Below are 14,167 nucleotides of genomic sequence, written 5' to 3'. Positions count from 1 at the left end.
TGCCGCGGAGTGGCGACGCAACTACGGCGCAGTGGTCAAGGCGTGTAACGGGATCGAGACGATGGCGTTTGCCTACCTCATCAGCGGCGAGAAGAAGTACGCGCAGCGCGTTCGCGAGTGGTTGCTGCATATCGCGTCGTGGGATCCTGCGGGCAGCACGAGCATCAAGGTCAACGACGAGGCGGGCATGCCGATTCTCCATATCACCTCGCGCGCCTACGACTGGATCCACGACGCGCTGAGCGACGACGACCGCCGCGTCCTGCGCGACATGATTCGCGCCCGCGGCGAGGAGGCCTACCGGCGACTCCACGGGCGCCCCTACGAGCAGCGCGCCTACGACAGCCACGGCGGCCGCATGTGGCACTTCCTCGGCGAGGCGGCGATCGCGTACCACGACGAGATCGAAGAGGCCGATCGCTGGCTCGAGTACGCCATCGCCATCTTCTGGGGCTGGTACCCCATCTGGTCCGATAGCGACGGCGGATGGTCCGAGGGGATCGCCTACTGGAACAGCTACATCAACCGCGTCACGTGGTGGCTCGACGCGCTCAACGTCGCGACCGGCATTGACGGCACGCGGAAGCCGTTCTTCAGCAAGGTCGGCGACTTCCCATTGTATTGCGCCGCTCCGCGTTCGCCGATCAGCGGCTTTGGCGACTACGGGGAGCGCGGCGCCCCGTCCAGCGCGGGCCGAGTCGTCAACTACTTCGCCGATGCCGTGGGCAACCCGTACTGGAAGTGGTACGCGGAAGCGTGGGGTGCGGCAGAACACGAGGACACGCCCATCGGCTTCCTGCGCGCCGCCCGACCGCCGGCGGAGGCCAAGTCGCCGGACGACTTGCCCACCGCCAGGCTCTTCCGCGGCACCGGCTGGGTCGCGATGCACACCGATCTCGCCAATCCGGATGATGACGTCCAGCTCATGTTCCGCAGCAGTGCGATGGGCAACATCAGCCACGCCCACGCCGACCAGAATGCTATCGTCCTTGCTGCCTATGGGGAACCGCTGCTCGTCAACACGGGCATCCGCCCGTGGTACGGCAGCGAGTTCTGCCGCCAGTACTACTGGGCGACGCTCAGTCACAACTGCATCCTCGTCAACGGCGAAGGCCAGTCGCGCAGCGCGAATGCGGTGGGCAATATCACTGCCTTCCGGCACGACGGGCGCTTCACATACACCTCCGGCGATGCGGGCGCCGCCTACGACAACGCGCGGGAGGTCGCGCGCCGCATCATGTTCGTGCGCCCGGATGTCTTCGTCATCCACGATCGCGTGGTCGCGGACGAACCGGTTGCCGTGCAGTGGCTGGCGCACGGGCGCTCCCCGTTTGAGATATCCGAGCGCGACAACACCGTGCTGCTGCGGCACGGCAATGCCCGGGCGCGCATCAGCTTCGTCGCGCCGGCCAAAGTCCGCTTCACCCAGACCGACCGCTATCCGCTCGAACCCGAGACCGGCAAGACCGTGCCCGAATGGCATCTCACCGTCGAAACCGCAGAGCCTGCTCGCACCGCGGACTTCATCACCGTCATCGCCGTGGCGCGGGAAGGCGAGCCGTCGGCAGTAGTGGAAGTCGAGGCCCTGCCGGGCCGATGCCCCGGCGTACGGCTGCACCGCGGCGACGAGATCGTTACCGTCGCCTTCGCCGATCGGGAAGGCGCCCTCCGCCTCGACCAGAAAGACTTCCCGGGCGAGGCGGCGGCGGTCATCCGTGGCGCGGACGGAAGCGTGCGTGGGCAATTCGCGGCGCGGCAGGAACCATACCTCGCCCGCGGGAAAACCGAGTCAACGACCCCTGGACGCGAGACAGCAATGACCCTGCGTGCGGCGATGTGTCAGATCCTCTGCCTCGACGGCGACAAGAGCGGCAACTACGCCCGCATCGAGCGCGCCCTCGCCCGCGCGCGCGAGCAACGGGCCGATATCGCGTGCTTCCCCGAGATGTCTCTGCTCGGCTGGGTCAACCCCGAGGCGCACAAGCGCGGACACGCCATCCCCGGCGAGGACACGGAGCGCCTCGGTGCGCTCGCCCGTGAGTACGGCCTGATGCTCGCCATCGGCCTCGCGGAGAAAGACGGCGACAAGCTCTACGACGCGGCCGCGCTCATCGACTCCGACGGCACACTGCTCCTCAAGCATCGCAAGATCAACACTTTGGACTGGCTCATGGAACCGCCCTACAGCAAGGGGATCATCGAGGATATCGCCGCCGTCGAGACCCGCCTCGGCCGCATCGGGATGCTCATCTGCGCCGATACCTTTCGCGAGGACATCCTTGGCGCCATGCGCCGATGCCGGCCGCAGCTCGTCATCGTCCCCTACGGGTGGGCGGAACGGGAAGAGGCCTGGCCGCAGCATCACCAGCGGCTGCACGATACCGTCGCCGCCGCCGCAACCGCGATCGGCGCGCCCGTCGTCGGCGTGGATCTGGTCGGCCAGATTGCGCACGGCCCGTGGACCGGCCGCACTTACGGCGGCGCCGGCGTCGCCGTCGACGAAGCCGGAGCCATCCTCGCCGTCGGTGCCGACCGCGACGTGGATACTGTTCTGGTCGAAATCGCGTTGCCGCCTCGGTTTGGATCTTGACAAGCCTGCGGCTTCTCGCTACTATTCGATCGTCGTAACCTCAAGCACGAACGAGGCGAGCAGCGAGACAACCATGCGCGTACGCAATCCTATCGAGTTCCATACCGTCCTCTCGGCGTGACACGGCGCACGCGCTCTCGTATGCACGTTCCGCACCGGCCTATCTCGAATCGGTGAGGAACCGCGGGCGCCGATCAAGCCCGCGGTTCTCGTAACACCCACTTCAGCAATCGCTTCCCTCTTCATGAGCCGCGGGTCATTCCAGGCCGGCGGCTCTGTTGCTTCCCGGCGCTCGCATTCCGGAGGTCCGAACACATGCATGAAGCATTGCCGTTGACGCTGCAAGGCGTCACCAAGTCATTCAGACAGAAACGTGGTCGCGCGCAAGGCGACGGCGACGGGAAGAAGTGGCGCACGATCACCGCACTGTCATCCGTCAGTCTGCAGGTGCGCCGCGGCGAGATCTACGGCCTGCTCGGGCCCAACGGTTCCGGCAAGTCCACGCTCGTCCGCATTGTCGCGACACTTCTGCTTCCCGACGCGGGCGCCGCCAGCGTGTTCGGCCGTGACGTGGTGCGCGAGGCTGCCGCGGTGCGCAAGCTCGTCAACCGCGTCTCAGTCGAAGCATCATTCTTCAAGAAACTCTCGGCGATAGAGAACTTGCTCTACGCCGCGCGCCTCTACGGCATGGACCCCCGCGAGGCGGCGAAGACGGCGACAGCGATGCTTGAGGTGATGGGCTTCCCCATCGACCGCATCCACGATTCCGTTGAGAACCTGTCGCGCGGACAGCAGCAGAAGGTGGCGATCACCCGCGGCCTGTTCACCTCGCCCGTCTTGCTGCTCCTCGACGAGCCGACGACCGGGCTCGACCCGCAGTCCAAACGCGACGTGCATGGCTTCCTGCGCTCGGTCCTACGGGATCACGACGCAACCATGCTGTTTACCACCCACGATATGGAGGAGGCGGACCGCCTGTGTCACCGCGTGGGAATCATGGCCGACGGCAAGATCGTCGCGGAAGGCACGCCCGACGAACTCAAGGCCCGCGTGCGCAGCGACGACCGCCCCGCGCCGACTCTCGAGGACGTGTTCATCGAGCTCACCGGCAAGTCGCTCGAAGCGCGAGATAACGGAAACCGCGGATAGTGCCGCGAGCCGCGGCGGGGACCGGTTCGCGCCAATCAAAGGAGCCATCAAGCGATGCAAGCAATAGCCATGACGGTCCGCCTCAAGGCGCGGCCGTTCTACGCCTTCCTCGGGCGCAGCTTCGCCCTGATGAAGCGCTACTGGCCGTGGGAAGTGAGCTGGCTCATCTACTCCAGCGCCATCGTCCTCTCCATCGGCTTCCTCGCCGTCGGCGTTGGGCAGGTCAGCGGCGCCGACGTGCCGGTGGGCAAGGTGCTGATCTACCTGTTGACCGGTTCGCTGCTGTGGCGCTATCTCTCGGAGCTGTTCTGGGAGACGAGCAATGTCATCTCCTATGAGAGGTGGGAGGGCACCATCGAGCACACCTTCATGGCGCCCGTCTCCCGCGCGACGCACCTGTTCGGGATGACTGCATTCTCGGTCTGCTACGCCGGCGGGAGGCTGGTCATTCTGACTGCCGTGTGCGCGCTCATGTTTGACATCGACCTCGCCTCGGCCAACCTCGTCGGCGCATGCGCCGTGCTCGCCATCGCCACGTTGTCGCTGGTCGGGCTCGGTCTGGCCGCCGCCGCGCTCCCCCTCATCTACACCGAAAAGGGCACTCAGATGACGAACATCTTCGAGGCCGCCTTGCTCATGGTCAGCGGCGTGTACTACCCGATTGACGTGCTGCCGGGCTGGTTGCGCTTCTTCTCTCAGTTCTCGCCGATAACCTACACGCTGCACGGCATGCGCGCGGCGATCCTCGATGGGGCCGGCATGCGCGAGCTGTGGGGAGATATCCTGCCGTTGATCGTCACGGCGGTGGCGTTGATTCCGCTCGGCCTGTGGGTCTTCAGCCTCGCCGAGACTTACTGCAAGCGCCACGGCAAGCTCAAGCGCAGCGGGTAAGTCCACGTTCGGCTCAGTTCGGGCTAGAGCGCAGGCTGCGCATCAGATGAGCCGATTGCGATGTAGGACGCTTATCGGGGCGCCGTCGCGTGCCGGGCCCGACTCATTGGGAGCGGGTGAAGACTGTCATTCCAAGCACGATGCCTGTTGCGGCTAGTCCGGCTACCGTTACCAGCCACGTAACGAGCGCGCGCCGCCAGGTCGCGGCGAAGCTTCTCTTGATTAGCAGGAGTAGCATGATGATGCTGACGATCCAGGCGATCAAGGGGCGTGCGCCGCTAAACGACAGGGCGAACCATATCACCCAGTAAGTGATGGCGTACAGGAAGCCAAACGACAGGGCGTTGCCGAAGGTGATCTCCGCGATCCACCCCCGGTACCCGCTCAGCCACGTGAAGAAAGCCGTCATCAACGCGATGCCCACGAGCGTGAATAGACTAGTCACGCCGAGCCCGCCGATTCCCGGATCGAAGTAGCCCATAAGCGACCTGTCGCGGCATCTCGCGAGAAGACGGTGTGCGGCTGGCCATGGCCGCAGGCGCATTATAACACGCCCCGTCACCCGAGGGTGCAGCTCCGGATTCCGGGGCACGCGGGGCCAATGCCTCTCCCGGTGCGACAGATCAGCGGGATGAATCGACTCCGGCCAGGGATCCGGCACTTTGTGCAGTGGCTAGGGGGCCGTGAGACCGGCACGAGGCAGGCGGGCCGACCTCTGCCTGCGTTCCGCCGCCTCATTCTATCGTCGCCAGAAACTGACGGGCCAGGCCTGCCACGTCGCCCTCCGCGGGGATGCCGTTCCACGGCTTGCCCGTGGCCACGATGTTTGCGACCACGATGTTGGCGCCGTTGAAAATCGCCGTGCGGGCTTCCTTGAGGCCGACCCCACCTGCCGCGGAAATCGCAACGTCATACTTGCTGCGGATGCGGGTGACGTGCCGGTACTGGATGACCTTGCCGCGGGTGCTCTCCTCGTCGCGCCCCAGGTGGAGCACCACTCCCGCCGGCGGCCTCCGCAGGTGGCGCAGCACGTGCAGCGGATCGGTTACCCCCAGCATGTCCACCAACGAGTCAATCCCCCACTCGTGGCAGGCGGCGATGAACCGGTCCAGCGTCTCGGTCGGGCAGCTCCCCATCACCGTCGCCGCAGTCGCCCCGACCCCCGCCACCAGCTCGACTTCCTCCACCCCGCCATCCGTCGTCTTGATATCGGCTACCAGGCCGCCCGGCCACAGCGACCGGATCTTGCCTATCCCCGCCAGGCCCTCCCGTTTGACGTACGGCGTCCCCGCCTCCAGCAGAATGCGCTCGTCCTGCGGCAGCGTCGGCACAATCCGCGCGGCCTCGGCGACGTCCTCATTGAACGCAAGTTGCAGGTATCGTACGCGGCGGTCGAGCATAATCTTTCATTCCCCGGATGCGAGTCGCCGCGCCACGCCGATCGCCTCGGAGGGCAGGAAGGCAATGATCTTCTCCGACGGATCGGCGGCGATGTCGCGCAGGGTCTGCAGCGTCCGCAGATGCAGCGCACCCTCGGCCTTGGACAGGTTCGACGCCGCCTGCTGCAGATTGACCGACGCGCTCAGCTCACCCTCGGACGCGATGATCACCGCCCGCCTCTCGCGCTCCGCCTCGGCCTGCTTGGCCATGGCCCGCTTCATCTCGGCGGGCAACTCGATTTCCTGTATCTTGATCGACTCGATCGCCACCCCCCAGTCGGCCGTCTCCTGTTCCACCATCTCGCCGATGGCCCCGCCGATCTGCTCTCGCTCGCTGAGCACGAAGTCCAGCTCGTGGTTGCCCACCACGTCCCGCAGCGCCGCCTGCGTGTACTGGCGTACCGCGAACACGTAGTCCTCGATCTTGATGATCGCGTCCTCCGGCTTGACCACCTTGAAATACACCACCGTGTTCGCAAGCACTGGGATGTTGTCCTTGGTCATGACCTCCTGTCGCGGAATGTCGGCGGTCTTGATCCGGATGTCAACCTTGCGCATGGTCTGGAAGATCGGCCAGATGAACCGCAAGCCCGGCTCGCGCGTGGATTTGTACACGCCGAGGGTGAACACCACGCCGCGCTCGTACTGGTACAGGAGACGTATGCCGGAAATGAGATACAGCACTACGATGCCCAGGGGTATCAGGATCATCCGTGTCCTCCTCAGCGTGGGGCGTGACTTGCTGCCGGGCGCCGAGCCTTCCCTCCGCCGGTACCGGTCCGCTGCCTGTCCCGGCGCGCCCACGGCGCCCCAGCGCTCGTTGGCTTACCCCTTTCCCCGCCGGGCCGCGAACATCCTGGCATCCCAACGGCGGTTCCGGGCTTGTGCGCGGGTAGCGCAGGAGCCGCCCCAGACCCGGCGAAAACGACATCTCATACGGCCAATGCGTTTGCATCCGCGTGTGAGTCGTGCGCCGAACCACTCCACGGCGCACTGAAGGAGGGACAAGCTATGCCGGTATGCGCAGAGTTCGCCGACGGCGTCGAGGTCAGCCGTGAGGTGTTCAGCACCCTCGCGAAGTTTGCCCCCAACGGCGTGATAGATGTCTTGGCCTGCGACCAGCACAGCTCGGTGCTGCGCCTGCTCACCCGGTTCTTCCAGACCGCCCGCGCCGCCGGCGGCAGCGAGAAGGACTTCCCTGACAAGGCGACCGACGATCACGTCACCGAGGTCTCCCGTTTGTTCGCCAAGGTCCTCGGCGGCGTCCCGGCCGCGGCGCTGTTCAACAGCCTCGCCTACATGTCCGAGGGATTCCGCGCCCTCCTCGGCGCCGACACTATGCTCATCGGCAGGCTCGAGGACACGAAGTTCCTGACCACGAAAGACGGCAAAGGCCAGATCCCTCAGCTCGCCGCTCAGCCCGAGGAAGTCGCCGACCGCGTGGACGGTTTCAAGACCCTGGTCAAGGTGGACCCCGCCCACCGCGAGTCCTGGGAGCGGAACCTGGAATGGCTGACGGGCGTCTGGGAGCGCTCCCGCAAGCTCGGCAAGCCGCTCTTCAACGAGACCCTCTACACCCCCGCCGACATGTCCAAGCGCGAGATCGGCGAGCGGCTCCCCGAGGCGCTCGTCAAAATCGCCCGCGACTTCGGCCCCTACGGCGACTTTTACAAGACGCAGGTGCCCATGCTCTGGGCCGACGACAACGGCAAGCTCGCGCGCATCAGCAGCCCCGAGGTCGTGCGCAAAACAACCGAGGCCATGGCGGCAGTCGTCGATCGCCCGCTGCTCGTGCTCAGCGCGGCAGTGGACTTTCCGCAGTACGCCGCGCAGTACGGCATCGTCTGCGACCTCGTCGCCGGGCCCATGTGCGGCCGCGCGTACTTCAAGGACCCGTTCGCCGATCCCGGGGTCACGGACTGGAAGGCTCTCGAAGCGGCGCTCGCCGCGGTTGCCGTGCCGCGCATGAAGCTCATCCAAGACCTCACCGTCGCGACCAGCCAGCCGTGGTGGCACAAGTACGCATGGATGTCCGACGAGGCCAAGGCGCTCATCAAGCAGTAGCAGGGCAGGCGTCTCACCCGCCAACCATTCGCGGAGACGGGCAGCTGTCCGCGAAAATACGCCCCCCCGGCAGGATATCGAGGCCCGCACGTACAATACGCTCCGCTAGCGTACCCATGGCGCATCGTCACAGCAAAGGAGAAAGTCCGATGCGAAAGGTTAGCGTTCCCCTCAGCATCCTCGTCGGCCTCGCCTTGGTGCTGTCACTCGTTACGGCCCAAGCCCAGGTCGCAGCGCCCAAAGTCAAGGTCGCCCCGAAGGTCAGCGCAGTCCCGACCGCGAAAATCGTCAAGCTGTCCACGGCCAGCCTGCAGAAGAGCCTCCAGGCCATGGTGGCGAAGCAGAGCTGGTCAACCGCGCAGAAGCAGAGAGTCGTCACCGCCTTCGCCCAACTCCCCGCGGGCATGCAGCAGGCAGTCGTGGCAAGCCGCGATCCCGGCATCGCCAGCCAACTCGGCGTGGCGAGCATGCGCTTCAGCAAGGACATCCTGACCCGCCCGCGCTTCGAGATCAAGCCTCCGCACATCACCGACGTCTGGCCCGACAGCGGCGACGGTGCGCCCGGCAGTTGGCTCCTCATCTATGGGATCGAAGTGAACAGCACTTGCCAGGTGTGGTTCAACGGCAGCGCCCGCACCACGTACTATATGCCGTGGGGCGAAGACTTTGGCGAGTGCGTCGGCTGTGAGATACCGAGCGTCTCCATCGCCCACGACTACGACCTGTACCTCAAGGATACGGCCGCCGATCGCACCGGCAATCATCTGAACTACCGCGTCGTCGCTCCCCGCGGCTGGCGCGGCCTCCACGGCTGGAAGTTCGCCAACTTCAGCGAGGCGACTATACCCTGGGAGTGCTTCCGCCATTACTTCGGCGCCAATGAAGTCGAGGACGCTGGCGGCAACCACCTCCCGGCTGCCCAGGCTTGGTATGACAGCACCTACAAGCGCGTCGGCTCCGGCGGGAACTGCTTCGGCATGACCCTGTCCGCCGAGCGCTTCCTCTTCTGGCAGCCGTGGTCGCTTTTCGAATCATGGTGGAACAGCCACCGGCTGCCCCGCGCTTGGAATTACGACTTCGTCAACGAAGTCCACCGCAGCGTCAACGAGCACCAGGGCGCCCAGCTCGAAGCCAGCGTCATGGCCAACCGCCAGTGGCTGCTCGACAACCAGGACCATAACGAGGCCTGGGAGCGCTGCCGCGACCTCATCGGCCAACTCGGCTCCAAGAACGCCCCGCTCCTCAGCATTTACGGCCCCGGCTGGGGGCACTGCGTGTGGCCGTATCAGACCGAGGAGGTCGGCAACGAGCGCCGCATCCGCATCTATGACAACAACGTCCCCTATGCCGAGGACGAAGCGTCAGACACCACGAGAGTCGTGCGCATCAACAAGACAACCGACGACCTCACCTGGGGCTCTGCCACGAGAACGATCTGCCGCAGTTACGCCGATGTCACGCCCGCCGACCCGCACCTGCCGACCGAAGCGACGGAAGGCGAGGCCGCGATGATGGCCGTCGTCGTCGTGGACAAACCCGCGCGCGTAACCCAGATCAGCGATGAAGCCGGCCGCAGGCTCTACGTCGGCGACCGCATCAACACTGACTCCAAGACCCGCATCCCGTATGCCGGGCTCTTCGTACCCGACACAGGCATCACGCCCGCTCCCGACTTCCCGAATGTCTACGTCTTTGGCCGCGCGCGCAACAAGAAACTCAACGTCCAGCTCGCCAATGCGCGCGGCAGGAGAATGCGCGCCTTCACCCCCGGCCTCGTCTTCGAAGTCGCGTCTGACGCCGACCAGGCTGGCATCACGCTCGACAAGTTGGTGACGAACCAGACTTCGCTGCTCCTCGCCCAGGACATCCCGGCTCAGGTGCGCACCATCATGCGCGTCGGCCCCCGTCAGCAGCGCGTCATCGACATCAAGCTCCTCGACGCCGCACGCGGCGTGCTGTTCGAGCCCAAGGCCGACCGCAGCGGCGTCAACGTCGAGAACCGCTCGGGTTCGCCCCTGCGTTACGAGATCGAGATACGCAACTTCCAGGCCGGCACAGTGGGGTCGCTGCAGCTTCCCGCGCAGACGCTCACCGCCCAAACCGGCGCGGTGCTCGCCCCCACCAACTGGGCGCAGCTCCGCGATGTTGGCGTCGAGCTGCGCAACTTGCAGACCGGCGCCATGATCCGCCGCGAGACCTTGCGCCGCATGCAGTAGCGACCTATTTGACGAAGTGAATCGTGGGGGCGTGCGAGGCTCCTCGCGCGCCCCCGAGGACAGCGTCCGGTGATCGGCTGAGAGGCGAGCGACAGCGTGGCCTCGGGGGGTATGCAGACCATGAGCCGCGAGGGGTCGGATCAGCAGTGTGCCCGTGTCGAGCGGCCTGCGCCGCCGCGTTGCACGCCGGTCTTCGCTCTACTCGACGAAGGTCCGCCCACCCGGGGAGGCCGGATCCTACTCCTTGTCACGGCGGCCGCACTCGCGGGCTTGTGGCTGTCCGTCGTCCCGAGCTTCTTCCTTGTGACCTACAGTGGCCCCCCGGCTCCGCGCTTCCCCGTTCGGGTGCCCCCGTTTCACATTGATAGCATTATCGGCAACGCGCTGATCGCGCTGGCCGTGGGCGCGCTGGCTGGCGCGGCCGTGAAGCGATGGAAGTGGCTCGTCGGCCCAGGCGTGATCGCTGTCGTGGCGCCGGCGATGTGCGTTCTCTGGCTTGCCCACACCTATTGGGCGGCGCCGCTGTCTTCCGGAGATACCGCCCTCTTCCATTATCGGTTCCACATCGGCGCGCTGGCGGTTGTCCAGATCGCGGTCGTTCTGGCCGGCGGAGGTCTCGGCGGCGCTTTGTCACCCCGCATCTTCCGTCGCGTGCCATTGAGCCTCGTCACCATCGGTGCGCTCGCGTGGTGCGCGACCTCGGTAACAGGAATGGCGCTGGCGCAGACCGTCTTGTTCGCGTACAGAGCGTTCCCCGATACCGAAGGGCGTCTCCTCGCCATGGCGGGTAGGGTCGCGTCGGTTCTGCCCCTCTTCCTCGCCGCAGCATGGATGGCGCTCGCAGCTCGACGCGGCGTGTGGATCGCGGCGTCGGTCGTTGGCGCGGCTGCGGCGTTCCAGATACTGACCGGTTACGTACAGCTCATCACCTTCGATGCTTGGGGGGACGCCGTGGAAGATGTCCACTGGGTCCTTCGCGGCTTCGCCGCCGCGGCCGCCGGCGCCTGGGCGGCACTGGCCCTTTCACGCCGGGAGACACCTGCCAATCTCACCCGCGACGGGATGATCATCATCGCCATCATCTGCGTCATGGCCATTGTCGCCGGCTACGCCGAGACGCTCCAGCTAGGGATTCCAGTGCCGACGTTAACGCCGTGACCTCTGCAGGGCTGCCGAGGCGCCGGGCCGACTCTCTTGACGCGGCGCACGGCAGCGTCAGCAGCCCGTCCCGTGTGCGCTGGTTCGCTCGTCTTGGTCGTCTCGGAGCGCGTCGCGCTGAATCTTGTCGGGTGGCGCTTGGTGTGCTATACTCAGGCGCACGATGTTGGCGGAGGTTGCGCGGAAGCCAGGCGTGTGCCAGCGCCAGCGCTTCCGAATCGTGACACCCTCCATGGAGGCGGTTTATGCGCGCGAAGGGTTCGCTCGTGCTCGTGCTGGCCGTGGCTGTGGCGGTGACGGTTACGCTGCCCGCATTTGGTGCCGACTGGCTGGCCTACCGCAACGGGCCCGAGCGCCGCAACGCCACTGCGGAGGCCTTCGCGACACCCTTGAGCCTGGTGTGGAAGTTCACCACGGCCGCATCCAGCCAGCGTGTGCCCCCCGCCGTGACCGCCGACCGCGTGTTCTGCGCCGCCGGGTCTTACGTCTACTGCTTGGACGTGGCCACCGGGGCCGGGCTCTGGAGCTATGACGCCGGTGACACCATCCTCGCCGCGCCGGCTTTCGCCGACGGTCGCGTATTCCTCGGCGCCGATAACACCAAGGTCGTCTGCCTCAACGCGGATGATGGCAAGGAGATCTGGGCGGTAACCGCCGCGCGGGCTATCCGCGCGGCCCCCGTCGTCGTGGACGGCGTTGTCTACGCTACCTCCCTCGACCGCCGAGCCATGGCGATTGACGCTGCCACCGGCGCGCGCCGCTGGTCAACCCAGCTCACCGACGAGCTATGGGGTGCCCCCGCGGTCTCGGGCGGCTTCGTCTTCGTGCCCACCGCGGATGCTCAACTCTTTGCGTTGGACACGGATGACGGCAAGATTCGACGGCAGATCACCATGCCGCGCCGAAAGGCCCTGATTCATCCCGTTGTCGTCACCGACGACGCGCTCTACGTCGCCGGCCGATCCGATGTCACCGCGCTTAACCGGCGCGGCACGGAGAGATGGGCCGTAGACTTCAACACATTCCTCACCGGCGCGCCGGCGGTTGCACACGGCCGGCTCTACATTTCCCTCGTGGACGGACGCGTGCTTGCCCTCGACGTCGAGAAGGGCAAGACGTTGTGGGAGTTCCCCTTCAACACGCTCATGTCCACGCCGCCGACCGTCGTCGGTGACGTCGTCATCGTCGGCGCCGTCGGTGGCATGGTGTACGCGCTCGATGCCGCCACCGGCCTGCCGCGCTGGCGCTATCTGGCGCGGCCACCTGGCCTCGCCGCCGGCACCAAGGCCGATTTCGACTTGGCCGCCCCCGCGGTCTATAGCAACGGCTCGCTCTACCTCGTCTGGGACGACGGCAACCTTGCCAGGTTCGACGCTAACTGGCCGGACATCTCCCCGCCGACGATTCGCCTACTGACCCCGCGAGAGAACATGGTCACCGGCATCACCCTGCCCAAACTGGTCGGCGCGCAGGTCTTCGACGAGCAGAGCGGGCTCGATCTTGCCGATCTTGCGATGTCGCTCGACGACGCGCCGGTCGAGGCCGAGTATGACCCCTACAGTGGTCACTACACCTACACGATTGACGACCAGAGCGCCTTCGCGCCTCTCAAATCGGGCTGGCACGCCCTGAGCGTGACGGCTCGCGACCAGAGAGGGAACGAGACCACGAGACAATGGCGGTTCTTCGCCCAGCCCGGCGGCGAAGCGGCGGAGGAGACGGAGACAGCACAACCCGCCCCCGCCGAACCGATTGCTCCCCCGGAGACCGGGGCGGCGCCGGGTCTCTAGCAGCTCGCCCTATCCGGCTCTCGCGACGGACGTCCCTCGTTTCGTGATGCACTCAGCTCTGGCCGCGGCCTGGCGACCCCTGCCCTGGGCTCGACGTCGGCCGCCAGCCACCTCTCGCACGGACGGCGTCGTGGGCGTTGCGCCTCTTCGAACTCGCCGAGCACCTTCGCGCCAGCGCGGGGATTGGCACTCTCCGCGGCAGATTGCCAAAGCCGGCGCTCGGTGCTATAATAGACCTAGCCGCGCAGCCGGGCTTCCCCGCTCGGCTGCGCTCTCTTGAGCGACGGTGTCCCCCGTCGCTCGCCCACCGTGAGGAGGCAGTCCAGGGATGCCGACATATGAATACGAGTGCAATGACTGCAAATCCCGCGTCGAGCTAATTCAGCGCGTCAGCGATCCGCCGCTCAAGGAGTGCCGCAAGTGCGGCGGGCCAATGCGAAAGCTCCTATTCCCCGTCGGGGTCATCTACAAGGGCTCGGGGTTCTATACCACGGACTACGCCCGTAAGGGGCTGTCTTCGGGCGACAACGGCGGCAAGCCGGACAAGAAATCCGACAAGAAGGAAGCCGAGCCATCCAAGGCGGAGACCAAGGCGTAGGCCCGGGCGTCACCGACGTCGCCTGTGGTGACCTCTGCCGCGAAGCAGCAACATGCTCACCCTGAGCGCAGCCCGCAGGCCCCCTGCCCCTCTCCCCGCGTGACAAGCCTCCCTGCCGCGCTGTATGATACCCCCGTGATTGATTCCTACGAACGTATCACCAGCCTAAAACATCCCGCCGTGCGGCTGGCTCGGGCGCTGCTGACTCCTGCGGGCCGCGCCGCGGCGCAGCAGTTCCTGATCGAAGGCGAAGCGATGGTCGAGCAGGCGCT

At 66.2% G+C, this 14,167-nt stretch carries 11 protein-coding genes; 8 read left to right on the top strand and 3 right to left on the bottom strand.

Annotated features, from left to right (window positions below):
- The 3 genes from JSV65_02830 to JSV65_02820 all read left to right on the top strand — a co-directional run.
- Nucleotides 1-2,590 (top strand): DUF4962 domain-containing protein (locus JSV65_02830; GenBank protein UCH35305.1); only part of this gene is annotated, 2,590 nt, incomplete at its 5' end.
- 315 nt (nucleotides 2,591-2,905) lie between these two features.
- Nucleotides 2,906-3,739: an ABC transporter ATP-binding protein gene (locus JSV65_02825; protein ID UCH35304.1), complete on the top strand. Its 834-nt coding sequence runs from the start codon at nucleotides 2,906-2,908 to the stop codon at nucleotides 3,737-3,739.
- A 54-nt stretch (nucleotides 3,740-3,793) separates the two neighbouring features.
- A complete protein-coding gene (locus tag JSV65_02820; protein ID UCH35303.1) occupies nucleotides 3,794-4,630 on the top strand; it encodes an ABC transporter permease in 837 nt (278 codons plus the stop codon).
- A gap of 103 nt (nucleotides 4,631-4,733) precedes the next feature.
- Here JSV65_02820 and JSV65_02815 read toward each other — a convergent pair whose 3' ends face one another.
- The 3 genes from JSV65_02815 to JSV65_02805 form a co-directional block, all read right to left on the bottom strand.
- Nucleotides 4,734-5,075: a hypothetical protein gene (locus JSV65_02815; GenBank protein ID UCH35302.1), complete on the bottom strand. Its 342-nt coding sequence runs from the start codon at nucleotides 5,073-5,075 to the stop codon at nucleotides 4,734-4,736.
- Between the two features lie 289 nt (nucleotides 5,076-5,364).
- On the bottom strand, nucleotides 5,365-6,030 hold the full coding sequence (locus JSV65_02810; GenBank protein UCH35301.1) for a hypothetical protein: 666 nt from the start codon (nucleotides 6,028-6,030) through the stop codon (nucleotides 5,365-5,367).
- 6 nt (nucleotides 6,031-6,036) lie between these two features.
- A complete protein-coding gene (locus JSV65_02805; GenBank protein UCH35300.1) occupies nucleotides 6,037-6,780 on the bottom strand; it encodes an SPFH domain-containing protein in 744 nt (247 codons plus the stop codon).
- 300 nt (nucleotides 6,781-7,080) lie between these two features.
- On the opposite strand from JSV65_02805, the gene JSV65_02800 reads away from it, so the two are divergent.
- The 5 genes from JSV65_02800 (at nucleotide 7,081) to JSV65_02780 (ending at nucleotide 13,895) form a co-directional block, all read left to right on the top strand.
- A complete protein-coding gene (locus tag JSV65_02800) occupies nucleotides 7,081-8,133 on the top strand; it encodes a hypothetical protein (GenBank protein ID UCH35299.1) in 1,053 nt (350 codons plus the stop codon).
- Between the two features lie 149 nt (nucleotides 8,134-8,282).
- Entirely contained in the window at nucleotides 8,283-10,349 is a 2,067-nt protein-coding gene (locus JSV65_02795) for a hypothetical protein (protein ID UCH35298.1), read from the top strand.
- Between the two features lie 303 nt (nucleotides 10,350-10,652).
- Complete coding sequence (locus JSV65_02790) at nucleotides 10,653-11,507, top strand: hypothetical protein (GenBank protein ID UCH35297.1); 855 nt, start codon at nucleotides 10,653-10,655, stop codon at nucleotides 11,505-11,507.
- A 245-nt stretch (nucleotides 11,508-11,752) separates the two neighbouring features.
- Nucleotides 11,753-13,297, top strand: coding sequence for a PQQ-binding-like beta-propeller repeat protein (locus tag JSV65_02785; protein UCH35296.1), 1,545 nt, complete (start codon nucleotides 11,753-11,755; stop codon nucleotides 13,295-13,297).
- Between the two features lie 328 nt (nucleotides 13,298-13,625).
- Complete coding sequence (locus JSV65_02780; GenBank protein UCH35295.1) at nucleotides 13,626-13,895, top strand: hypothetical protein; 270 nt, start codon at nucleotides 13,626-13,628, stop codon at nucleotides 13,893-13,895.
- Nucleotides 13,896-14,167: the final 272 nt, after the last annotated feature.

The sequence above is a fragment of the Armatimonadota bacterium genome, from assembly GCA_020354555.1.
Taxonomy (GTDB): Bacteria; Armatimonadota; Hebobacteria.
This window is presented reverse-complemented; position numbering and strand designations above follow the sequence as displayed.